The sequence below is a fragment of the Streptomyces sp. NPDC088194 genome (genome assembly GCF_040702025.1).
Taxonomy (GTDB): domain Bacteria; phylum Actinomycetota; class Actinomycetes; order Streptomycetales; family Streptomycetaceae; genus Actinacidiphila.
Genome location: NZ_JBFBIV010000065.1, coordinates 1 through 21,235, shown reverse-complemented (window position 1 = coordinate 21,235; position 21,235 = coordinate 1). Strand labels below are relative to the sequence as shown.

General features: G+C 74.6%; 16 protein-coding genes and 2 pseudogenes. 5 read left to right on the top strand and 13 right to left on the bottom strand.

Going from position 1 to position 21,235, the window contains the following annotated elements; genetic code table 11:
• Nucleotides 1-141: 141 nt before the first annotated feature.
• From AB0399_RS28930 to pdhA, 5 genes and pseudogenes are all read right to left on the bottom strand, one after another.
• Complete coding sequence (locus AB0399_RS28930; RefSeq protein ID WP_366413350.1) at nucleotides 142-1,824, bottom strand: molybdopterin molybdotransferase MoeA; 1,683 nt, start codon at nucleotides 1,822-1,824, stop codon at nucleotides 142-144.
• A pseudogene (locus tag AB0399_RS28925) lies at nucleotides 1,821-2,857 on the bottom strand (DUF6457 domain-containing protein). Before AB0399_RS28925 ends, AB0399_RS28930 begins: the two are co-directional and overlap by 4 nt.
• Before the next feature lie 17 nt (nucleotides 2,858-2,874).
• Nucleotides 2,875-4,305, bottom strand: a complete 1,431-nt coding sequence (locus tag AB0399_RS28920; protein WP_366413349.1) for a dihydrolipoamide acetyltransferase family protein — start codon at nucleotides 4,303-4,305, stop codon at nucleotides 2,875-2,877.
• Entirely contained in the window at nucleotides 4,305-5,276 is a 972-nt protein-coding gene (locus tag AB0399_RS28915; RefSeq protein ID WP_329374122.1) for an alpha-ketoacid dehydrogenase subunit beta, read from the bottom strand. Before AB0399_RS28915 ends, AB0399_RS28920 begins: the two co-directional genes overlap by 1 nt.
• A 77-nt stretch (nucleotides 5,277-5,353) precedes the next feature.
• Nucleotides 5,354-6,454, bottom strand: coding sequence for a pyruvate dehydrogenase (acetyl-transferring) E1 component subunit alpha (gene pdhA / locus AB0399_RS28910; protein WP_366413348.1), 1,101 nt, complete (start codon nucleotides 6,452-6,454; stop codon nucleotides 5,354-5,356).
• Nucleotides 6,455-6,637: 183 nt separating this feature from the next.
• On the opposite strand from pdhA, the gene AB0399_RS28905 reads away from it, so the two are divergent.
• Nucleotides 6,638-7,162, top strand: a complete 525-nt coding sequence (locus AB0399_RS28905) for an Lrp/AsnC family transcriptional regulator (protein ID WP_366413347.1) — start codon at nucleotides 6,638-6,640, stop codon at nucleotides 7,160-7,162.
• An 88-nt stretch (nucleotides 7,163-7,250) separates the two neighbouring features.
• Here the strand turns inward: AB0399_RS28905 and AB0399_RS28900 are convergent, their stop codons facing one another.
• Entirely contained in the window at nucleotides 7,251-7,856 is a 606-nt protein-coding gene (locus tag AB0399_RS28900; protein WP_329366912.1) for a TetR/AcrR family transcriptional regulator, read from the bottom strand.
• Entirely contained in the window at nucleotides 7,853-9,385 is a 1,533-nt protein-coding gene (locus tag AB0399_RS28895; RefSeq protein WP_366413362.1) for a 3-hydroxyacyl-CoA dehydrogenase, read from the bottom strand. Before AB0399_RS28895 ends, AB0399_RS28900 begins: the two co-directional genes overlap by 4 nt.
• A 154-nt stretch (nucleotides 9,386-9,539) precedes the next feature.
• On the opposite strand from AB0399_RS28895, the gene paaN reads away from it, so the two are divergent.
• Entirely contained in the window at nucleotides 9,540-11,216 is a 1,677-nt protein-coding gene (gene paaN / locus AB0399_RS28890; RefSeq protein ID WP_366413346.1) for a phenylacetic acid degradation protein PaaN, read from the top strand.
• 54 nt (nucleotides 11,217-11,270) lie between these two features.
• Here paaN and AB0399_RS28885 read toward each other — a convergent pair whose 3' ends face one another.
• The 5 genes from AB0399_RS28885 to AB0399_RS28865 form a co-directional block, all read right to left on the bottom strand.
• Nucleotides 11,271-12,086, bottom strand: coding sequence for a TrmH family RNA methyltransferase (locus tag AB0399_RS28885; RefSeq protein WP_366413345.1), 816 nt, complete (start codon nucleotides 12,084-12,086; stop codon nucleotides 11,271-11,273).
• Between the two features lie 79 nt (nucleotides 12,087-12,165).
• On the bottom strand, nucleotides 12,166-13,557 hold the full coding sequence (locus tag AB0399_RS28880; protein ID WP_366413344.1) for an HTTM domain-containing protein: 1,392 nt from the start codon (nucleotides 13,555-13,557) through the stop codon (nucleotides 12,166-12,168).
• The gene (locus AB0399_RS28875) at nucleotides 13,554-14,336 is read right to left on the bottom strand and encodes a DUF5819 family protein (protein WP_366413343.1); all 783 of its coding nucleotides are present in this window, start codon (nucleotides 14,334-14,336) and stop codon (nucleotides 13,554-13,556) included. Before AB0399_RS28875 ends, AB0399_RS28880 begins: the two co-directional genes overlap by 4 nt.
• A gap of 230 nt (nucleotides 14,337-14,566) precedes the next feature.
• Nucleotides 14,567-14,899, bottom strand: coding sequence for a rhodanese-like domain-containing protein (locus AB0399_RS28870; protein WP_329366923.1), 333 nt, complete (start codon nucleotides 14,897-14,899; stop codon nucleotides 14,567-14,569).
• A gap of 127 nt (nucleotides 14,900-15,026) precedes the next feature.
• The gene (locus AB0399_RS28865) at nucleotides 15,027-15,806 is read right to left on the bottom strand and encodes a J domain-containing protein (RefSeq protein WP_328474297.1); all 780 of its coding nucleotides are present in this window, start codon (nucleotides 15,804-15,806) and stop codon (nucleotides 15,027-15,029) included.
• A 523-nt stretch (nucleotides 15,807-16,329) separates the two neighbouring features.
• On the opposite strand from AB0399_RS28865, the gene AB0399_RS28860 reads away from it, so the two are divergent.
• Together AB0399_RS28860 and AB0399_RS28855 are read left to right on the top strand one after the other, a co-directional pair.
• Nucleotides 16,330-19,278, top strand: a complete 2,949-nt coding sequence (locus tag AB0399_RS28860) for a SpoIIE family protein phosphatase (RefSeq protein WP_366413342.1) — start codon at nucleotides 16,330-16,332, stop codon at nucleotides 19,276-19,278.
• A gap of 75 nt (nucleotides 19,279-19,353) precedes the next feature.
• Complete coding sequence (locus AB0399_RS28855) at nucleotides 19,354-19,815, top strand: MarR family transcriptional regulator (protein ID WP_328466715.1); 462 nt, start codon at nucleotides 19,354-19,356, stop codon at nucleotides 19,813-19,815.
• A 159-nt stretch (nucleotides 19,816-19,974) separates the two neighbouring features.
• On the opposite strand, the pseudogene AB0399_RS28850 reads toward AB0399_RS28855, so the two are convergent.
• Nucleotides 19,975-20,313 (bottom strand): annotated as a pseudogene (locus AB0399_RS28850) (helix-turn-helix domain-containing protein); the annotation flags it as partial.
• Nucleotides 20,314-20,488: 175 nt separating this feature from the next.
• On the opposite strand from AB0399_RS28850, the gene AB0399_RS28845 reads away from it, so the two are divergent.
• On the top strand, nucleotides 20,489-21,136 hold the full coding sequence (locus tag AB0399_RS28845) for an NAD(P)H-dependent oxidoreductase (protein ID WP_329366928.1): 648 nt from the start codon (nucleotides 20,489-20,491) through the stop codon (nucleotides 21,134-21,136).
• The last annotated feature ends 99 nt before the right edge of the window (nucleotides 21,137-21,235 follow it).

The window sequence follows — 21,235 nt, the reverse complement described above, 5'->3', positions numbered from 1 at the left end:
CGGACGGTCCCGACCCGCCGCCGCTGCGGCGGGAGTCGGAGGAGTCGGGGGAGTCGTCGGGGCCGGGGGAGTCGCCCTCGGTGGGCGGCGGGTACGGCACCGGGTCGTCGTCGGCACCTCCGCGGGCGGCACGGGGCAGTCTCACCGCGCGCTCCCCCAAGCCGAACCGGGCATCCCGAGGTCCAGCACCTTGACCTCGTCGCCCGCCTTCGCCCCACCCGGCGGGACCACCGCCATCCCGTGGGCGGCGGCCAGCCCGCGCAGCATCGCCGAACCGGTGTGGTGCAGCGGCCGGGCGGCCGCGTGGGCGTCGAACACGACCGGCACCAGCCGGGTGTCCTCGCGGTGCCCGCCGACGTCCTCGGTGAGCGGCGCGGTGTACGACGCCGGGGCCGGGTGGCCGCCGAGCGTCCGCAGCAGGGGCGCGACGAGCGTCAGCACGCCGGCGACCGCGGCGAGCGGGTTGCCCGGCAGCCCGACGAAGTAGCTTCTCCTGGGCGGCGGTTCGGCCCCCGCGCCGCCATCCGGCCGGCGCGGCGGGGCGGAGGGCTTCGGCCCGGACCCCTCCGCCGGGCGCGGCGTCTCGTACGGTCCGCACGGGAACTCCGCGAACAGCATCGGATGCCCGGGGCGTACCGTCACCCCGTCCACCAGCAGCCGCGCGCCGACCCGGACCAGCGCGCCGTGCACGTGGTCGCGCGGGCCGCTCGCGGTGCCACCGGTGGTGACCACCAGGTCGGCACCCCGGGTCGCGACGGAATCGGCGACCGCGGCCCGCAGCGCCTCCGCGTCGTCCGGCAGCGCCCGCACCGCGACCACGTCCGCGCCCAGCGCGCGCAGCCACGGGGGCAGCATCGGGCCCAGTGCGTCCCGGACCCGGCCCTTCCCCGGCTGCCCCTCGGCGAGCAACTCGTCCCCGAGCACCAGCACTTCGACCCTCGGCCGGGCCACGACCGCCAGCTCGTCGTACCCGGACGCCGCCGCCAGGCCCAGCACCGCCGGCGTCACCGTGACACCCGCGGGCAGCAACTCCTCACCCGCCCGGCACTCCTGACCGCGCCTGCGCACCTCTTGGCCGGACACGGGCGCCGGGTGCGGCGCGGCCACCTTCAACCACTCGCCGTCCGGGCGCGGTTCGGTCACGCCGTGTTCGTCGCGCAGCACGGCCGTCGCGCCCGCGGGCAGTTCGGCGCCGGTCGCCACCCGCACGGCGTGCCCGTCCGCGAGTCGGGCCGCGGTCTGCTGACCGGCGAACACCTGGCCCGCCAGCCGCCACGGCCCGGGACCGGCGACCGCCCAGCCGTCCATCGCCGAGGAGTCGAACGGCGGCAGGTCCGTCAGCGCCGCCAGCCCGCGCGCCAGCGCCGCGCCCAGCGCCTGCTCGCCCAACGGCACGCGCTCCGCGTCCAGTTGGCGGGCGGCGGCCAGCGCGGTGTGGCGGGCCCTGAGCCAAGGGGTGTCCAGCCGGTGGACGACGGGGCGGCCGGGGTCGGAGGGGAGCGGGCCGCCGGACTCGGGTGGGCCGCCGGGGTCGGGGGCGGCGACGGCCGGGTGGGCGCGGCGGCGCAGGTACTCGGTGAGGCCGAGCCCGTCCATGTACGCCTTCGCCAGGGGGTCGGCGGCAAGGGCCAGGAGGGCGGGGTCGACGTCCACGGGGTCGACGTCCACGGGGTCGCAGCGGTCGGAACGGTCGGAGCCGGGGGTGGATTCGGGGGCGGATTCGCGGGCGGGCGCGGGTCCGGCGGCGGGGGCAGGGGCGGACAGGCCGCCGGAGCGGACGGGTTCGCAGTCGCCGGGTGCGGAGCCGGGACCTGGGGCGCTCATTCCGGGGCGCCCGCGGTGCCCGAGGTACCCGAGGGGCCGCCGGTGCCTGCGCCGGTGCCATCCTGGCCGGACGCCGCGGCCTGTTCCGCCTGTTCGGCCCAACGCCGAGCCAGCGCCGCGGCCTTCTCCGCCGCCGCCCGCACCTCGTCCGGACCGCCGCCCGCACGCCCCGCGGCGTACCCCACGAGGAACGTGGTCAGTGGCGCGGCCGGCCGCGCCACCCCGTGTGCCGCGTCGCGGGCGAGGTCGAGCAGGACGCGGGTGTCCACGTCCAGGTCGATGCCCAGTTCGGTCTTGGCTGCTGCGATCCATTCGTCCAACACAGGCCCATCGTCCCCGATCCCGGCCCGGGCGACACGCAGGCTCACCCCTCGGGCCGGCGCTCCAGCCGGGCCCGGGCCGCCGCCACGTCCTCCCAGGTGTCGCAGTCGAACGACGCCTCGCCCGTCGGATCGGCCATCCTGCGCAGCGCCAGTTCGCCGGTGAGCAGGCGCAGCGGCAGCCCGGCCAGACCGCCGTACTCCCCCGCGAGCAGGGCCAGTTCGCGGCGCAGCGGCTCCCACCGGTAGGCGGCGGCGAGCGGCTGGTCCCGCCCGTCCGCGTCGGTGAGCACCACACCCTCCACGGCGCTGCCGGCGCCGGCCGCCGCGTCCGCCAGCGCGCCGACCGTCGCCGCCGTCAGGAACGGCAGGTCGGCGGCGAGCACCACGACCACGTCCGCGACGGGCGCACCCGAACCGCCCGAACCGCCCGCGGGGCCGGCCGCAGGCGGCCCGATCGCGGACAGCGCGGCGAGCCCGGCGGCCAGCGCCGGCACCGGTCCACCGCCGGGCGGCTCCTCGCGGGCCCAGCGCACCGGCCGTACGGTCGGCCGGCGCGGGCCGACCACCACGGTCCCGTCCGCCGCCGCGCAGGCCGCGAGCACCCGGTCGAGCAGCATCAGGCCGCCGACCGGCAGCGCGGGCTTGTCGGTGCCGCCGAGCCGGCGGGCCGCGCCACCGGCGAGCACCACCGCGTCGTAGCGCGTCGTCATGCCCGCGAGTATGCCGCTCAGACCGAGGCCAGCAGCACCGCCGGGTCCTGCACGCAGTCGGCGACGAACCGCAGGAAGCCGCCCGCCGTGCCGCCGTCGCACACCCGGTGGTCGAAGGTGAACGACAGCTGCACCACCTGCCGCACCGCCAACTCCCCTTGGTGCACCCACGGCTTGGCCGCGATCCGGCCCACCCCGAGCATGCCCGCCTCTGGGTGGTTGAGGATCGGCGTCGAGCCGTCCACCCCGAACACGCCGTAGTTGTTGAGCGTGAAGGTCCCGCCGGTGAGGTCGGCGGGCGTCAGCGACCCGGTCCTGGCCGCCTCCGTCAGCCGGCCGATCTCCGCCGACAGCTGGGCGGTGGTCCTGGCCTGCGCGTCCCGCACCACCGGCACGACCAGGCCGCGCTCGGTCTGCGCGGCGAAGCCGAGGTGCACGGCCGGCAGCCGTACGATCTCGCCCCGCGCGGTGTCCACCGACGCGTTCAGCTCCGGGTGCCGGGCCAGCGCGGCCGTCACGATCCGGGCCATCAGCGCCAGCACCGATATCCGCGTGCCCTCACCGCCCGTGCCCGCGGTGGCCGATGTGCCCGCCGTGGCCGACGCGGCGTTCATCGCCGCGCGCACCGCGAGCAGTTCGGTGGCGTCCGCGTCGACCCAGCAGGTGGCGTCGGGGATCTCCCGCCTGCTGCGCGCCAGTTTCTCCGCGACCGCGCCGCGTATCCCGCGCAGCGGGACGCGCACCTCTCCGTCGACGGGCTGCCGGGCCGCCGCCGGCTCGGCCTGGGCGGTCGGGACCTCCGCCGCGACCTCCGCCCCGACATCAGCCCCGACATCAGCCACCGCACCTGTCGTGGTGCCCGCCGCCCGATCCACGTCGGCCCGCAGGATCAGCCCGTCGGGGCCGGTGCCGGTCAGCGACCGCAGGTCCAGGCCCTTCTCCCGGGCGAGCCGGCGCACCAGCGGCGAGATCACCGCGACCGGTCCGCCGTCCGGGTGACCGGCATCGCCGCGCGCGGTCCTCGCGGCACCGGCCACCGGCTCGTGGCCGACCGCCGCGCCGACCGCCCTGACCCGGCTGCGCCGACGGGCGACCGCCGCCTGGGTGCCGTAGCCGACCAGGACGTTCCCCGAGCCCTCGGGCCCGCCGTCGCCGCTCCCGCCGGCAGAGCCCCCGCCGTCACCGCCGCCCGGGCCCGGGTCCGCGCCGACCGCGACCGTCACCAGCGGGCGGCCGACCGCCAGGGTGTCGCCCTCCGCCCCGAACCGCGCGGTGACCACCCCGCCGTAGGGGCAGGGCACCTCCACCACGGCCTTCGCCGTCTCCACCTCCACCACCGGCTGGTCCACCGCGACGACCTCGCCGACCTCGACCAGCCAGCGCACGATCTCGGCCTCGGTGAGCCCTTCGCCGAGGTCGGGCAGGGTGAACTCCTTGACCGCGGCCATCACCCCTCCTCCCACTGCAACCGGCCCACGGCGTCCAGAATCCGGTCGACCCCGGGCAGATGGTGCCGTTCCAGCATCGGCGGCGGGTAGGGGATGTCGAACCCGGCCACCCGCAGCACCGGCGCCTCGAGGTGGTGGAAGCAGCGCTCGGTGATCCGCGCGGCGATCTCCGCGCCCGCGCCGCCGAACCCGGACGACTCGTGCACCACGACCGCCCGCCCGGTGCCGCGCACCACCCGCGCCACCGTCTCCTCGTCGAACGGCACCAGACTGCGCAGGTCCACCACGCCCAGGTCCCAGCCCTCCTCCTTCGCCGCCTCGGCGGCCTCCAGGCAGACCGGCAGCGAGGGACCGTAGGTGATCAGGGTGGCGCTGCGCCCGGGGCGGCGCACCACCGCGCGCCCGATCGGCGGGACCTCGCGCGGCGCCTGCGGCGACCAGTCGGCCTTCGACCAGTACAGCCGCTTGGGCTCCAGGAACACCACCGGGTCGTCGGAGGCGATGGCGGCCCGCAGCAGCCCGTAGGCATCCTCGACGGTCGCCGGCGTCACCACGTGCAGCCCCGGGGTGTGCAGGTAATACGCCTCGGAGGAGTCGCTGTGGTGCTCGACGCCGCCGATGCCGCCGCCGTACGGGATGCGGACGGTGATCGGCAGCGGCAGCGCGCCCCGGGTGCGGTTGCGCATCTTGGCCACATGGCTGACGAGCTGCTCGAACGACGGGTAGGCGAAGGCGTCGAACTGCATCTCGACCACCGGCCGCAGCCCGTACATCGCCATGCCGACCGCGGCGCCGAGGATGCCGGCCTCGGCGAGCGGGGTGTCGGTGCAGCGGTCGTCGCCGAAGTCGCGGGCCAGTCCGTCGGTGATCCGGAAGACGCCGCCGAGGGTGCCGACGTCCTCACCGAGCACATGGACGGTCGGGTCGAAGCTGAGCGCGTCCCGCAGCGCCTGGTTGAGCGCCTGTGCCATGGTGGCGGGCTTCCCGGCAGGCTTCCCGGCGGGGGAAGCGGGCGCCGCGGCCTGGGCGGCGGCCGAGGAGGTGGGGCTCATGAGCGCTGCTCCGCTTCCAGCTCGGCGCGCAGCATGGCCTCCTGCTCGCGCAGTTGGTGCGTGGGCTCCGCGTAGACGTGTGCGAACAGCTCCATCGGGTCCAGCCGCGGGTCGTCGTGCATGCGCTCGCGCAGGGCGGCGGCGAGCGCCTCCGCGTCGTCGGTGGTGCGCTGCCGCAGCGCGTCGTCGAGCAGGCCGCGGCCGGTCAGCTCGCGCTCCAGCAGGGTGACCGGGTCGTGCGCGCGCCAGGCGGCGACCTCGTCCTCGTCGCGGTAGCGCGTCGCGTCGTCGGCGTTGGTGTGCGCGTCGATCCGGTAGGTGACCGCCTCGACCAGGGTGGGGCCGCGGCCCGCGCGGGCCCGGTCCACCGCTTCGGTGAGCACCTGGTGGACGGCCGCCGCGTCGTTGCCGTCCACGAGGCGGCCGGGCATGCCGTAGCCGACCGCCTTGTGGGCGAAGGACGGCGCGGCACTCTGCTTGGACAGCGGCACGGAGATCGCGAAGCCGTTGTTCTGCACCAGGAAGACCACCGGGGCCTTCCACACCGCCGCGAAGTTCAGCGCCTCGTGGAAGTCGCCCTCGCTGGTGCCGCCGTCGCCGACCATGGCCAGCGCCGCCACGTCGTCACCGCTGAGCCGGGCGGCGTGCGCGAGGCCGACCGCGTGCGGCAGCTGGGTGGCCAGCGGGGTGCTGAGCGGGGCCACCCGGGTCTCGCGCGGGTCGTATCCGGTGTGCCAGTCGCCGCGCAGCAGCGTCAGCGCCTCGACCGGGTCCACGCCGCGGGCGACCACCGCGAGGGTGTCGCGGTAGCTGGGGAAGAGCCAGTCGCGCGGGCCGAGCGCGAGCGCGGCGGCGATCTCGCACGCCTCCTGGCCGGTGCTCGACGGGTAGACCGCGAGCCGGCCCTGCTTGGTCAGAGCAGTCGCCTGCCGGTTGAACCGGCGGCCGCGGACGAGCTGGGCGTACAGCTCGGTGAGCAGCGCGGGGGCGAGCCGGGCGGCCTCGGGGGTGCCGAGCAGCCGGAACGGCTCCTGGTCGGGCAACAGCGGCCCGGCTTCGGTGCGCGGGCGCCAGGCGGGGGTGTCCAGGACAGTCATCGCGAGCACCTCCTTGGAATCGGTGACCGGTGTGGTCGGGGCGGCGAGAGCGGGTCTCGCTCTCCCAACCGATTGTTCGGTCGCCGGAGGCATTTTGGCTACGGGGTGGTTCGGCCTGTGGACAAACGGTTCTGCACAGCCTGAGATGGAGCCAGTACGTCCATGCTAAGGAGTCCCGGGGGGATGGCGAGAGAACAGATGGCCGAAGACGCACAAGGGGTCCGACCTCTGGACGCGATCGACCGCACGATCCTGCGGCTGCTCCAGGAGGACGGCAGGGCGTCGATACGCTCCGTGGCCGAGCGTGTACACGTCTCCCGGGCCAACGCGTACGCCCGGATCAACCGGCTGGTCGAGGACGGAGTCATCCGAGGATTCAGCGCCCGGATCGACCACGAACGCGCCGGGCACGGCGCCTCCGCGTACATCACGCTCAGGATCGTCCAGAACTCGTGGCGGACCGTCCGGCAGAAACTCGTCACTCTTCCGGGTGTCGTCCATATCGCACTGGTCAGCGGGGACTTCGACGTCCTGCTGCTGGTGCACACGGTCGACAACCGCAGCCTGCGCGAACTGGTGCTCACCCGGCTACAGGCGATCGAGGAGGTGCTCAGCAGCCGCACGCTGCTGGTCTTCGAGGAGACCGACCTGGTGGTCGGGGACTGGCCGCGGCAGGAGATCGGCCCGGACGGGTACCCGACGATCTAGGGCGGTCCACCGACCGGGCCGGTGTGCCGACCAGGTGCGTCGGCCGACCCGGTCGGCCGGCTGGATCGACCCGCGCGATCGGCGGCCGTCAGGAGTCTGTGCCCGGCGGTATCCGCAGCCCGTCGAAGGCCAGCCGCACCACCGCGTCCGCGACCTGCTCGGCCTGCACGGAGCCGCGGCCGTCCGGGCGGTACCACTCCACCACCGAGTTGATCATGCCGAACAGCAGCCGGGTGGCAAGCCGGGGCTCGACGTCGGCGCGCAGGTCGCCCTCGGCGACGGCGGCCTTGAGCAGCTCCGCCACCCGCTGGTCGAACTCCCTGCGCCGCTCCATCGCCCGCCGCTCGGTGCCGGTGTTGCCGCGCACCCGCAGCAGCAAGGTGACGTAGGGCAGCTCCTCGACCAGCATGTCGGTGGTGCGCCGGGTGACGTACTCCAGCCGGTCCACCGCGCGGCCCGCGGTCGCGCCGGTCTCCTCGAAGATGCCGAACAGGCTCTCCAGGGCGCGGCCGACCGCCCGTTCGAGCAGTTCCTCCTTGCCGCGCACATGGTGGTAGATCGAGGACTTGGAGATGCCCGCCGCCTGCGACAGGTGCTCCATGGACGTGCCGTCGTAACCGCGCTCGTTGAAGACCTCGACGGCCACGGCGAGCAGCGAGTCCGGTGTGTAGGTGTCGCGCTTGGGCATGGTCATGAGCAGACCACATCCCGGGCCGCCGCCGCACGCCGCCTCAGTTCAGGACCGGGTGCGTACCGTCCGGTCGGGTACCAGGCGTGCAGGCCGTCCAGCAGGTCCCGCACGTAGGGCAGCGAGATCCGCTCGCCCCACTCCAGCGGCCCCAGCGGGTAGTTCACGCCCAGCCGCATCGCGGTGTCCACGTCGTGCGCGGTCGCCACCTCCCGGGCGACGGCGTCCAGCGCGAAGTCCACCAGCATCGCCACGGTGCGGGCGACCACCATGCCGGGCACGTCCCGGATGACGCTGACCTCCTTGCCCATGGCCTGGAACAGGCCGGTCGCCTCGGCGACGGCGTCGGCGTGCACCCCGGCGGCCGGCGCGATCGCCACCCTGGTGGCGGCCCGGTAGTCCAGCGCGAGGTCGAACTGGATCGACGGTTCGCCCGGCAGCCGCCCGTCGGCCAGGTGCAGGCGGACGCCGCCGGGCAGGACGAACGCGCCGCCCGTCGTCCCGTGCGCCGCGGGTCCCCTGCGCACCTCCACCCGCGCCTCCTCGGCGAGCGCGGCCAGTTCCGCGGCCGGGCCGAGCTCCCCGCGGACGGTGACGAACTCCGGCGCCAGGGCCGCGTCGGCGGTGTGCGGCTCGGTGGCCGCCGCCACCTCGGCCGCGCTGTGGCCCGGGCCGTACGGGAACCAGCCGCGCCCCGCCTTGCGGCCCAGCCGGCCGGACTCCACCAGCCGGCGCTGCGCCAGCGAGGGCCCGAACTTCGGATCGCGGCCGTACGCCTCCCACACCGAGCGGGTGACCGCCTCGTTGACGTCCTGCCCGATCAGGTCGGTCAGCTCGAACGCGCCCATCGCGAAGCCGCCGCTCTCGCGCAGCAGGGCGTCGATGGTGGCGGGGTCGGCGGCCCGCTCCTCGTACACGCGCAGCGCCTCGGCGTAGTAGGGGCGGGCGATCCGGTTGACCAGGAAGCCCGGGGTGTCGGTGCAGCGCACCGGGGTCTTGCCCCAGGCGGCGGCGAGGTCGAACGCGGCGGTCACGGCGGCCGGGTCGCCGGCCGCGCCGGCGACCACCTCGACCAGCGGCAGCAGCGGCGCCGGGTTGAAGAAGTGCAGCCCGACCAGCCGGCCCGGGCGGCGCAGGCCGCTCGCCACGGCGGTCACCGACAGCGAGGAGGTGTTCGTCGCCAGCAGGCAGTCGTCGGCGACCACCCGCTCCAGTTCGGCGAAGAGCCCCTGCTTGACGGCGAGGTCCTCGACCACGGCCTCCACGACGAGCCGGGCGGGCACCAGGTCCGCAATGGTCTCGGCCGCCGCGAGCCGGGCCAGCGCCGACGCGCGCTCCTCGGTGCCGAGCCGGCTCTTCTCGACCAGCCGGTCCAGCCGGGCGGTGACCGCTTCCACGGCCGCGCGGGCCCGGCCCGGCACGGCGTCGTGGATCAGCACGCGATGGCCGGCCACCAGCGCGACCTGCGCGATGCCCTGGCCCATGGTGCCCGCGCCGACGACGGCGACGGTGCTGGTCAGATCTGGTGCGGTCACGGTTGCTCTCTCCTCGCCGAGGTCGTCGACGTCGTCCGCGGGGTGGTCCGCGAAGTTATCCACAGGCCGAGAAGCTCCTCTTGTCCCGACCGAACATTCGGTTAATCTAGCGGTGTCCCCGCCACTCAGCCCAGCTCGACGAGGAGTTGGTCCCATGTCCGCCGATCTCTCCACCGTGCTCCTGGTCGACCGCCACCGCGGCACCCTCGACCAGGCACTGGAGGCCGTCAGGACCCGCGCGTTCTGGTCGCCGCACCCCGAACACCCCAAGGCGTATCCCGACCCCGAGGCCGGCCGCGCCGCCTTCGAGGCGCGCCTCGGCGGCCGTTTCCCGCTCGACCAGCCGGGCACCGACGAGTGGACCGGCGACGAGCACTCGCCGTACGGCATCGACCTCGGCATCCAGTACCCGCACCCCGATCCCGACGTGCTGCTGCCCGCCATGCGCGCGGCGATGCCCGCCTGGCGCGAGGCAGGTCCCGAGATCCGCGCCCTGGTCTGCCTGGAGATCATCGCGCGGATCAACGCGCGGACCCAGGAGTTCGCGCACGCCGTGATGCACACCACCGGCCAGGCGTTCACCATGGCGCTCCAGGCCGGCGGCCCGCACGCGCAGGACCGCGGCGTGGAGGCGGTCGCGTACGCGTACGTGGAGCAGGTCCGCACCCCGGAGACCGCGGAGTGGACCAAGCCGCAGGGCAAGCGGGACCCGATCGGCCTGCGCAAGACGTTCACGGCGGTGCCGCGCGGCATCGGCCTGGTCATCGGCTGCAACACCTTCCCGACGTGGAACGGCTACCCGGGCCTGTTCGCCTCCCTCGCGACCGGGAACGCGGTGCTGGTCAAGCCGCACCCGCGGGCCGTGCTGCCACTCGCGCTGACCGTCGAGATCGCCCGCGAGGTGCTCGCCGAGGCGGGCTATCCGCAGGATCTGGTCTGCCTGGCGGTGGACCGTCCGGGTGAAGGGCTCGCCAAGACCCTCGCGCTGCGCCCCGAGATCCGCCTCATCGACTACACCGGGTCCACCTCCTTCGGCGACTGGCTGGAGGCGAACGCGCGGCAGGCCCAGGTCTACACCGAGAAGGCCGGCGTCAACACCGTGGTGATCGACTCCACCGACGACTACCGCGGCATGCTCGCCAACCTGGCCTTCTCGCTGTCCCTCTACAGCGGCCAGATGTGCACCACCCCGCAGAACCTGCTGATCCCCCGCGACGGCATCAGCACCGACCAGGGCCCCCGGAGTTACGACGAGGTGGTCGCCGACCTCGCGGCCGCGGTCGACAAGCTCCTCGGTGACGACGCGCGGGCCAACGCCCTGCTCGGCGCCCTGGTCAACGCCGACGTGAAGTCCCGGCTCGACGCCGCCCCCGGCATCGGCGGCGTGGCGCTGGCCTCCCGGGCGGTCACCCACCCCGACTTCCCGGACGCCGTGGTCCGCACCCCCGCGCTCGTCTCGCTCGACGGCGCGAAGCCGGACGCCGAGTCCGCCTACCTGACGGAGTGCTTCGGGCCGGTCTCCTTCGCCGTCGCCGTGGACTCCACCGCCGACGCGCTGGAGCTGCTGCGCCGCACCATCCGGGACAAGGGCGCCATGACCGTCGCCGGCTACACCACGTCCCCGCAGGTCGAGCGGGAGTTGGAAGAGGTCTGCTTCGAGGAGTGCGCCCAGCTCTCCTTGAACCTCACCGGCGGGGTGTACGTCAACCAGACCGCCGCGTTCTCCGACTTCCACGGTTCGGGCGGCAACCCGGCGGCGAACTCCGCCCTGTGCGACGGAGCCTTCGTCGCCAACCGCTTCCGGGTGGTGGAGGTGCGCCGCCCGGCCTGACAGGCGGGCCGTCCTGCCCCGAGTGGGCCGGGGCGGGCCGGGCCGGCCCCCGGCTCAGTGCCCGCCCGGCCCGCCCCGCCCCGGCACCAGCGGCGAGCGGGAGGTGGCCGCCCAGTGGTAGAGCGCCATGCCCACGCTGGTGGCGAGGTTGTAGCTGGAGACCTGCGCCCGCATCGGCAGCGACACCAGCGCGTCGGCCCGGTCGCGCAGCGCGGCGGAGACGCCGTGCCGCTCGGACCCGAAGACCACGAGCGCGTCGTCGGGCAGGCCGGTGTCGCGGATGTCCTCGCCCTCGGGGTCCAGGACATAGCGGGGACCCGGCGGCAGTGCGTCCGGGTCCGCGCGCTCGACCGCGGTGGCGTAGTGCAGCCCGGCGCCGGACCGTACGGCGTTGGGGTGCCAGGGGTCGAGGTCGCCGGTGGTCACCACCCCGGTGGCGGCGAAGCCGGCGGCGAGGCGGATGACGGCACCGACGTTGCCGAGGTTGCGCGGGGAGTCCAACACGACCAGCGGGGCGAGCCGGGGTATGCGGTGCAGGTCGGCCAGGTTCGCCGCGCGGTCCGGGCGGGCGGCGAGCGCGGCCACGCCGGTCGGATGCACCCGGGGCACCAGTTCGCGCAGCACCGGGCCCGGCACCTCGGCGACCCGCCCGGCCAGTTCCGCGGTGAGGTCGGGTGCCAACTCGGCGGCCAGCCGCAGCAGCCCGGGCCGGTCCGCGGTCACGGCGACCCGTACGTCGGCGCCGAAACGCAGCGCGTGCTTGAGCGCGTGGAAGCCGTCGAGCAACACGCACCGCGCATCGGTCGCCGCCTGCCAGCGGTGCGCCGCGGCCGCGCCGCTCCCTGGCCGCGCGGCCTCGTCCTCGGTCATGCGCTCACCCTACGGGCCGGGCCCCGGTGCCCCGCCGGGGCAGGCCCGTCCGGTGCGGCACCGCGGGCGGCGAGTCCCCTCAGGTGACGGCCGACGGTGGCGGCGGGCCCACGGCGGGCTCGGCCAGGTCGTCGGCGCGCTGGCCCGGCAGGGCCCCGGTGGCGCGCTCCCGGCCGCGCCGGCGGCCGGTGATCCGCTGCTCGGCCCAGAGCAGGAAACCGGTCGGCAGGAAGACCGCGTCGGCGGAGATCATCGCCAGCGAGAAGAAGGGCAGCCCCAGCACCACGGCGATCGAGGCGTGCTCGATGATCATCCCGACCAGCAGCACGTTCTTCACCCGGCGGTTGAAGAGGGTGAAGGGGAAGGCGACCTGGACGATCACCGTGCCGTAGGTGATCAGCATGACCATGACGGCGTGGCTCGCCAGCGTGTGGGACAGCGCCGGCCAGGGCGTGAAGTCGTCCAGGTGCAGCGGGTAGTACAGCGCGGTGCCGTCCTGCCAGCGGCTGCCCTGGATCTTGTACCAGCCGGCGGTGGAGTAGATCAGGCACACCTCGACCACGATCACGAGCATCGCGCCGTTGTGGACCACGTTGGCGATGATGTCGAGCACCGTGCGCGGCTCGCCGGGCGCGTAGCGGCGGACCGCCCACCACACCGCGTGCCCGACCCAGCAGGCCCAGAAGACCAGGTCCCAGCCGGTGCTGAGCTTGTCCCCGAACGACGCGGCGAGCAGCACCGCGCCGAAGACCGTCCACAGCGCCACGCCGACCGGATCGACCCCGGCGCGCGCCGCCCGGGCGCCGGGCGCCGGCTCCGTGCTCACGTCGCCGGCCGCGTCCACGCCGGCGCCAGAACCCTGATCGCCGGCTTCCACCGCTGCCGAGGACACCTCGGCCTCGGCCTCCTCCTTCTCCGCCCGGCGCCGCGCCCTGCGGCTGTCGAGCGACCAGACCTGGCCGCAGCGGGTGAAGGCGAGGTAGATCGCGATGATGTGGACCACGTTGTCGCCGCCGTCGCCCATGAAGACGCTGCGGTTCTGGAGCGACAGCACCCCGACCATGAACATCAGCGCGGACGTCCGCGTCCGCCAGCCCAGCATCAGCGCCGCGCTCGCCAGGATCGCGAAGGCGTAGCCGATCTCGAACCAGGCCCGGCTGTCGCTCCACATCAGAACGCTGAACGCGTGGTTGCCGGCCAGCAGCCGCTGCGCGAGGTCGAACCCCCAGGCGCTGTGCGGGCCGTAGAGCGCACCGCGGTGCGGGAACTCCCGCAGCAGGTACAGCAGCCAGGTCAGCGACATCCCGATCCGGACCACCGCGCTCTGGTACGGGCCGATGGCGCCGCTGGTGATCCGGGCCAGGCCGCGGGTGACACCGCGGTCGAGTGCGGCGGTCACACCGGCATACGTGGGCGTGGCCGGGACGTGCCGCCCGGCCGGGGTCTCGGCGTGGCTGCGGGGCGCGGTCATGAGGAGGCCCCCTGCTGCCCGGGAGTGGTGGTGGTCGGCGCCGGAGCAGTGGTGCTCGGGCCGGGGCTGCTCGGCGTCGCGCCGGGAGCAGCGGTCGTACCGGGAGCGGCGGTCGTACCCGGGTCGGGCGTCGCGCCGGGGGCGGCGGAGTCGACGCCCCACCACGGCAGGGTCCGGTACTGGGTGGTGGGCGAGGACGCCCCGACGCTCCAGGACGGCTGCGCCACCGGGGTGGTGGCCGCGCGGGCCTGGATGCGGACCACCGTGCCGCCGTTCAGCTTCTTGCCGAGCCGCCCCTGGATGATGCGCTGGAGGTAGGTGCGGCTCAGGTCGCCGCCGGAGCTGGTCGCCTGCTCCTGGGCGTCATGGGTGTCCGTGTAGTAGCCCCAGGCGCGGCGCAGTTCGTTCTGCTGGGTGTGGCTGGGCAGCGGGTCGTGCCGCATCGCCGCGATGTCCATGCCGGTCAGGTCCACCCAACCGGTGGTCTCGGTGCCGCCGCCGGGCTTGCTCAGCTCGGCGCGGGCCTGGATGTGCACGTTCTGCTGGAGCGGGTCGGGGGCGAACAGCTTCCAGTTCTGCTCGAACTCCGGGTAGATGTAGTCGTTGACGGCGGCCGCGTGCTCCTTGCTGAGCGTGTTCGAAGGCGCCACGTACAGGAACACCATCCCCAGGTGGAGCAGCGCGCCGACCGCGACCGCGCCGACCGTCACCGCCACGACTATCCGCCCGGGCAGCGACAGCGCCGCCACATTGGGCGGCGGCCCGTCCGTTGGCCCCATCCGTCTCTCCGCTCTCCGCTGCACGCGACGCATCCGACCACGGCCCTGAACGCCCAGGGTCCGACGTTCGGGTATCCGCGGGGGCCTGGACGTCAGACCCTAGCCACCCGGGGCCCCGGCGGTGACCTTACCGAGTTATCCACAGGCGCAGGAACGGCTCTGCGAAAGAGGAAAGGCGCGAGCGCGGGCGGTAGCAGCCGGTGCTACGGAGCGCGGTACCACAGGCGGTACTACAGGACGTAGCCCTCGGCGCCGCTGTCGTCGACGACCGGACGCCCGGCCGACTCCCAGTCGAGCATGCCGCCGCTGACGTTCACCGCGTCCACGCCCTGCCCGATCAGGTACTGCGTGACCTGCGCGGAGCGGCCACCGACCCGGCAGAGCACGTGGACCGTGCCGCCCTCGGGCAGTTCGGAAAGCCGCGCGACGACCTCACCCATCGGGATGTGCAGGGCGCCCTCGGCGTGCCCGGCGGCCCACTCGTCGTCCTCCCGGACATCGAGGAGGGTCGCGTCGGCCGGTACCGCGGAGGCATCCACCGCGGGGAGCTGGGAGCGGAACATCGGACGCGGCCTCCTGGGACACGGGCGTACGGACGTACGAAGTACGGAATCTGCGAACTGTGCGAATGGTGCGAACTGTGCGATTGGTGCGGGCCACGGGAACGGTGCGGCCTACGGGAAAGCTACCTCAGCCGCCGGAAGCCCCGTGGACCAGTTCGGCGAGCCGGGCCTCGCGCTGCGAGACCTGGGTGAGCAACTGCTCGGCGATCTCGTTGAGCAGCGCGTCGGGGTCGTCGGGGGCGAGCTTCATCATCTGCCCGATGGCGCTGTCGTCGAGCTCCGCGGCCAGCGCCGCCAGCTTCTCCTTGCGCTCGGCGAGCCACTCCAGCCGGGCGTAGAGCACCTCGGCCTCGCTCGGCAGGTCCGCCACCGGCACCGGACCGGCCTCCCACTCCGCGGCCAGTTCCCGCAACCCCTCCTCGTCGGCGTACGCGTACGCCTCGTTGACCCGGGCGATGAAGCCGCTGCGGCGCTCCTTCTCGGCGTCGTCCTGGGCGAGGTCGGGGTGGGCCTTGCGGACCAGTTCGCGGTAGAGCCGCTGGGCCTCCTTGCCCGGGCGCACCCGGCGCGGCGGGTTGGGGTCCTCCACCGGCCGCACCCCGTCGGCGCCGAGCAGGCCGCCGAACAGCTCCTCGACCCCGGGCATCGGCATCACCAGGGCGCGCGCCTCCCAGGCCCGCTCGATGTCGGCCCGGTCACCGCTGTGCGCGGCGACGGCCTCCGCGATCAGTGCGTCCAGCTCGTCCAGCCGCGCGTACATCGGGCCGAGCCGCTGGTGGTGCAGCCGGGAGAAGTTCTCCACCTCGACCCGGAAGGTCTCCACCGCGATCTCGAACTCGATCAGCGCCTGCTCGGCGGCGCGCACCGCCTTCGCCAGCCGCTCCTGGCCCTCCGGGTCCACATGCACGGCGCCGTCCGCGGCCGCGGCAGCCGCCGCTGCGGCGGCGGACGGATCGGCGGAGGCGGCGGACGGGGCGGCGGACGGTCCGGGTCCGGAGGTGTTCGTCACCCGGATAGCGTAGGCCCTCTACGGTCGATCTTCGCTGGAGTGCGGTCACGGGCGACCGCGGGCTACGCACCTGCCGGGGCGGTGGGCGGGGACTTCCCGGGCGGAAGAGCCGGCCGCGCGGGTCGCCCGTACGAGTCAACCGGTCGGGGCGCCGGCGGCGACGGCCCAGGCAGACCGCGGGAAGCGGGCCCGGCCGGGCACCGGTGTGCGGGTGGGCTCACGGGGCCCGGGCCCCCGGCGTCGCCACCGCGCCCGCCGCCGTCCGCCCGCGGCCGATCGCCGTCAGCGAACGGACCGTCAGCATCCCGCGAGCGGGCGCCAATCCGGCCAATCGGTCGACCAGGCCGGACGTTTCGTGCTTGCCTTGAAAGCCGACCCTACTCAGCGCGGAACCTCAGCGCCGGACCGCAGGTGCACGACGTTGGACGAGATCACCGGGCATCCCGATGCCACCGAGCCGGACCATCACACCGACCGCTCCGACCGCACCGAGCCCTTGCCGGGCCCCGGCACAGCGGTGCCCGCGATACGGCCCGCGCCGCTGCCGTCCGCCCGCACGGCCGCGTCCGTACCCGTGCCCGTCCCGGCACCGGTGACCGTGCCCGCACCCACGCCTGTCCCGGCACCGGTGACCGCGCCCGTCGCCGCGCCGATCACCGCGGCCGCACCGGTCACCCCGGGTCTGGCCGCCCTGCTGCGGCTCGCCGTGCTCTGCGTGGACCCCGACGGCCGGATCTCGTACTGGAACCGCGGTGCCGAGGAACTGTTCGGCCACCGCTGGGAGCACGTCTTCGGCCACCGCGCGGCCGGTCTGCTGAGCACGACCCGCCCGGCCGCCGGGCATACGGACAAGCGTCCCGCCGCGGCCCGCCAGGACACCCTGGAACTGCTGGACGACCTCACCGTCTCCTCCTGGGCCGGGGCACTGGCCGCCACCGACCGCGACGGCACCGTGAAGGACGTCCTGTGGTGGACGTACCGGCTGGTGGAGCCGGGCGGCCGGAGCATGCTCGCCATCGCCACCCACGCCAAGCCGCTGCGCACCGGCGGGCTGCGGATCGCGCTCGGCGGGCGACTGCTGCCGTACGGCGCGGAGGGTCCGCAGCGCCAGGACATCGCGGTCGCCGCCGTGCTGGCGCCGAGCGCCGATCCGGCCGTGGGCCAGGCGCTCGCCGGGCGGCTCGCCGACGTGCTGCCGGGCGCCAGCCCGGGTCGGCTGGACCGGATCGTCCGGCAGATCGCGGCCCTCGGCCACCCCGCGCTCGACGTCGAGGACGGCGCCCGGCTGCCGGTGGTGCCGCACGAACGCGCCCGGCTCGCCGCGGCCGCCCGCGCCGAGACCGCCGTACGCAGGGAACTGCTGCCGGGCGACCACCGGGCGGGCGCCGCGCCGCACCCGGCCGGGCCCACCACCAGCGGTACGGCCACGGGGGCCGGCGACCTGTCCAGCGCGTCGGCGCTGACTGCGGTGCCGCTGCCGTCCCTCACGTCGTACGCGTCCTACCCGCTGTCCACGGTCGGGGCGCCGGCGGACGACGGCGCCCCGACGGACACGGCAGTACCGGGAGGACCGGCAGGACCGGGAAGACCGGAAGGCGCGGCTGGACCGACGGACGCATCCGTACCGTCCGATCATCGGACCGGAGACCAGGCCGCCGACCCCGCCGGCACCGCCCGCCCCGACCCCACCGCCGCGATCCCCCACCCCGCCGGCAACGCCCTCGACGAGCAACTCGCCCTGCTCCGGGCCGCCGGCTCGATCGTCGGCTCCACCCTCGACCTGGACACCACCGCACGCGAACTCTGCTCCGTCACCGTGCCGCGCTTCGCGGACCTCGCCTCGGTGCTCGTGGTCGACCAACTCTTCTCCGACACCGAGCCGCCCAAGGACGACCGCCCGTCCGACACCGTGCTCGTCCGCCGGGTCGCCACCGCTCTGCCCGGGCCGCCCGGCGCCTGGGAGACGGCGATCCCCGAAGGCGAGTTGATCGCGCTGCCCGCCGGCGACATGGTGCCCCGGCTCGGCGACCCCGTCCTGGTGCCCGTGGTCGACCCCGCGCTCTCCCCGGACATCGCACTCGACTTCGGGGTTCCGGCGCTCGGCCCGCTGATGGCCGGCCACTCCCTGATCGTGGCGCCGCTGACCGCCCGCGGCACCGTGCTCGGCCGGGTCTACTTCCTGCGGGGGCCCGGCCGCCGCCCCTTCGACGCCCGGGACGCGGCCACCGCCGGCGAGGTGGTCGCGCGCGGCGCCGTGCACATCGACAACGCCCGGCTGCACCGCCAGGAGTCGCGCGCCGCCGCCACCCTGCAACGCTCGATGATGCCGACCCGGCCGCCCCGCATCCCCGGCGTGCGCATCGCGCACCACTACATGCCGGGGGACCGGCAGGCACAGGTCGGCGGCGACTGGTTCGACGCGATCCAGCTGCCCGGCGGCCGGGTGGCGCTCATCGTCGGCGACGTGATGGGCCACGGGCTCCAGGCGGCCGCCGTGATGGGCCAGTTCCGTACCGCCGTGATCACCATGGCCGGGCTCGACCTGCCGCCCGCGCAGCTGCTGCGCCACCTCGACAACCTCGCCCACCGCCTGGGCACCGAACACCTCGCCACCTGCGTCTACGCGGTGTACGACCCGATCCACCGCACCCTCACCCTCGCCAACGCCGGCCACATCCCGCCGGTGCTGGCCGGCTCCGACGGCCACGGCGAACTGCTGCGCATCCCCGGCGGAGCGCCCATCGGGGTGGGCGGGGTGCCGTTCGAGACCGTGGAGATCCCGGCGCCGGACGGCAGTTGGCTGGTGCTGTGCACGGACGGGCTGGTCGAGGTGCGCGGGCAGGGCATCGACGCCGGGCTCGCGGCCCTGTGCGCCAACGTGATCGAGCCGCAGCAGTCCCCCGAGGAGGTGTGCGCGCAGATACTCGCCCGGGTGCACTCCGACGACCGCAGGGACGACGTGGCCCTGCTCGTCGCCCGCTTCGAGGGCGTCGCCCCGCGCGACGTGGTCCGCTGGACCCTGCTGATCGACTACACCGAGGTGGCCAGGGCCCGCGAGCTGACCCGCCGCCAACTCGCCGAGTGGGGCCTGGAACACCTCGGCGACGTGGCGGAACTGCTGGTCAGCGAGCTGGTGACCAATGCGATCAAGGCCGCCTCCTACGAGGTCGAGCTGCGCCTGATGCGGGTCGGCAAGCTGCTGGTCGAGGTGAGCGACGACAACCACAACCTGCCGCAACTGCGCCGCGCCGAGGCGGACGACGTGCGGGGGCGCGGGCTGGCGCTGGTCTCGAACCTGTCGCGGCGCTGGGGGACCAGCCGGAAGGCGGTCGGCAAGGTGGTGTGGTTCGAGCTGCCGCTGCCCTCCTGATATCGTTGTAATATACAACTCTTGCGCTGCCGATCACTCGCGATCGCGGCCGTACCAGGCAGGAGCGTGACCGCGATGTCAGCAGCAGCGACCCCCGCCCGGCCGGCCGAGGCCGTCGCGTCGCTGGAGACCATCCAGCGCGAGCTGACCGCGTTCGCCCGGCGGGCGCGCGCCACCGCCGCGCGCATGCACCCCGAACTGTCCCTGGTGGCGTACACCATCCTCGCGCACCTGGAGGAGCAGCAGGGCTGCCGGGCGACCGACCTCGCCGCGCACTACCTGCTGGACAAGTCGACGGTCAGCCGCCAGGTGGCGGCCCTGGAGCGGGACGGCTTCCTGGAACGGCGGACCGACCCGACCGACCACCGGGTCCAGGTGCTGCACCTCGCACCGCACGGCGTGGAGACCCTGGCAGCGGCACGGGTACGGCGGCAGGAGACGTTCAAGGAGCGCCTGTCGGCGTGGGACCCGGCGGACCTGGCCCGGTTCGCCGACTACCTGGTGCGTTACAACGAGGACGCGGCGACGCAGTCGTAGCCGACCCGGCGGCGCCCCGCGTTCACGCGGCGGCACATCGGCCCGGGTTCACCCCGCGGCGCACTCGCCCGAGTCCGCCACCGCGCCGACCGTGCCCACGGCGCCCACCCCGTCCACCGCATCCGCGGCGACCGGGTCCGGCTCGGTGCAGGGCACGTCCGGCAGGTACTTCTCGGCCCACCGGGTCAGCTCGCCCAGCGCCGGGCGGATGGCCAGCCCCGCCTCGGTCAGCCCGTAGCTGACCCGCAGCGGCGGACCCGGATCGACCTCGCGGACCACCAGGCCCGCGTCGGCGAGTTCGGTCAACCGGTCGGAGAGCATGCGCTCGCTGATCCGGGGAATGGCACGGCGGATCTCGGCGAAGTACGCGGGGCGGTGTGTGAGCACGGCCACGATCAAGCCGGTCCATCGCTTGCCGAACAGCTCGAAAACCCTGGTCAGGGCCACATCCACGCCCCGACAGGGAGTACCCGGGCGCACTTGCTGTCCCCGTTCCATGAACACAGCGTACTCCGTCGGCGGGGTAGTGCTGCAAAAAAGTAAGTCTCTGTGTTAAAAATAGCTACGTACGAACTTGCGGCGCTGCTGACGTCGGAGAACGTCGTCGGAGCGCCGTGCTGCGTGCTACTCCCCCGCCCCTGTCCCCCCTTTACGACGAAGAGGCTCAACCCCCATGGCCACTCTGCTGCACATCGACTCGTCCGCCTTCCAGGACTCCTCCATATCCCGCGAGGTCACCGCGACCTTCCGCAAGGAGTGGGAGGCCCAGCACCCCGGCGGCACCGTCGTCTACCGCGACCTCGCCGCCCACCCGCTTCCGCACCTGACCGCCGACGGCATCATCAGCACCAACGTCCCGGCCGAGTCGCACACGCCGGAGCAGGCCGCCGCGGCCGCGCTGCGCGCCGAACTCGCGGACGAGCTGGAGCAGGCGGACGCGATCCTCATCGGCACCCCGATGTACAACTTCACGATCCCGTCCAGCCTCAAGGCGTGGCTGGACCAGGTGATCATGGTCGGCAGGACCGCGGGCGAGGGCGGCTCGGTGGCCGGCAAGCCCACCACGGTGGTGGCCGCGCGCGGTGGCGGCTACGGGCCGGGCACGCCGCGCGAGAGCTACGAGTTCCTGACCACGTACCTGGAGAAGGTGCTGACCGGGATGCTCTCGCTGGACGTCGACTTCATCATCCCCGAGCTGACCCTGGCCCGGGTCAACCCGGCGATGGCCTCGCTCGTCGACGCGGCCGACGCCTCGCGGGCCAAGGCGCACGAGGACGCGACCGAGAAGGCGAAGGCGCTCGCGGCGCGCTTCGCGGCGTAGCTCGCGGCCGGGGTGCCCGCGCCGTCAGGGGCGGTGGGCGCCACGCGCAAGCGGGGTCGCGGGGGGCCGGGTGGGGGGCAACACGGGGCCCCCGAAGGG

What these genes read in the sequence shown, in the direction of transcription:
- AB0399_RS28900 (WP_329366912.1), bottom strand. Translation starts at nt 7,856, where the DNA reads ATGACCATGCCCAAGCGCGACACCTACACACCGGACTCGCTGCTCGCC.
- AB0399_RS28870 (WP_329366923.1), bottom strand. Translation starts at nt 14,899, where the DNA reads ATGTTCCGCTCCCAGCTCCCCGCGGTGGATGCCTCCGCGGTACCGGCC.
- AB0399_RS28880 (WP_366413344.1), bottom strand. Translation starts at nt 13,557, where the DNA reads ATGACCGCGCCCCGCAGCCACGCCGAGACCCCGGCCGGGCGGCACGTC.
- AB0399_RS28845 (WP_329366928.1), top strand. Translation starts at nt 20,489, where the DNA reads ATGGCCACTCTGCTGCACATCGACTCGTCCGCCTTCCAGGACTCCTCC.
- AB0399_RS28920 (WP_366413349.1), bottom strand. Translation starts at nt 4,305, where the DNA reads ATGGCCGCGGTCAAGGAGTTCACCCTGCCCGACCTCGGCGAAGGGCTC.
- paaN (WP_366413346.1), top strand. Translation starts at nt 9,540, where the DNA reads ATGTCCGCCGATCTCTCCACCGTGCTCCTGGTCGACCGCCACCGCGGC.
- AB0399_RS28885 (WP_366413345.1), bottom strand. Translation starts at nt 12,086, where the DNA reads ATGACCGAGGACGAGGCCGCGCGGCCAGGGAGCGGCGCGGCCGCGGCG.
- AB0399_RS28905 (WP_366413347.1), top strand. Translation starts at nt 6,638, where the DNA reads ATGGCGAGAGAACAGATGGCCGAAGACGCACAAGGGGTCCGACCTCTG.
- AB0399_RS28915 (WP_329374122.1), bottom strand. Translation starts at nt 5,276, where the DNA reads ATGGCACAGGCGCTCAACCAGGCGCTGCGGGACGCGCTCAGCTTCGAC.
- pdhA (WP_366413348.1), bottom strand. Translation starts at nt 6,454, where the DNA reads ATGACTGTCCTGGACACCCCCGCCTGGCGCCCGCGCACCGAAGCCGGG.
- AB0399_RS28875 (WP_366413343.1), bottom strand. Translation starts at nt 14,336, where the DNA reads ATGGGGCCAACGGACGGGCCGCCGCCCAATGTGGCGGCGCTGTCGCTG.
- AB0399_RS28855 (WP_328466715.1), top strand. Translation starts at nt 19,354, where the DNA reads ATGTCAGCAGCAGCGACCCCCGCCCGGCCGGCCGAGGCCGTCGCGTCG.
- AB0399_RS28930 (WP_366413350.1), bottom strand. Translation starts at nt 1,824, where the DNA reads ATGAGCGCCCCAGGTCCCGGCTCCGCACCCGGCGACTGCGAACCCGTC.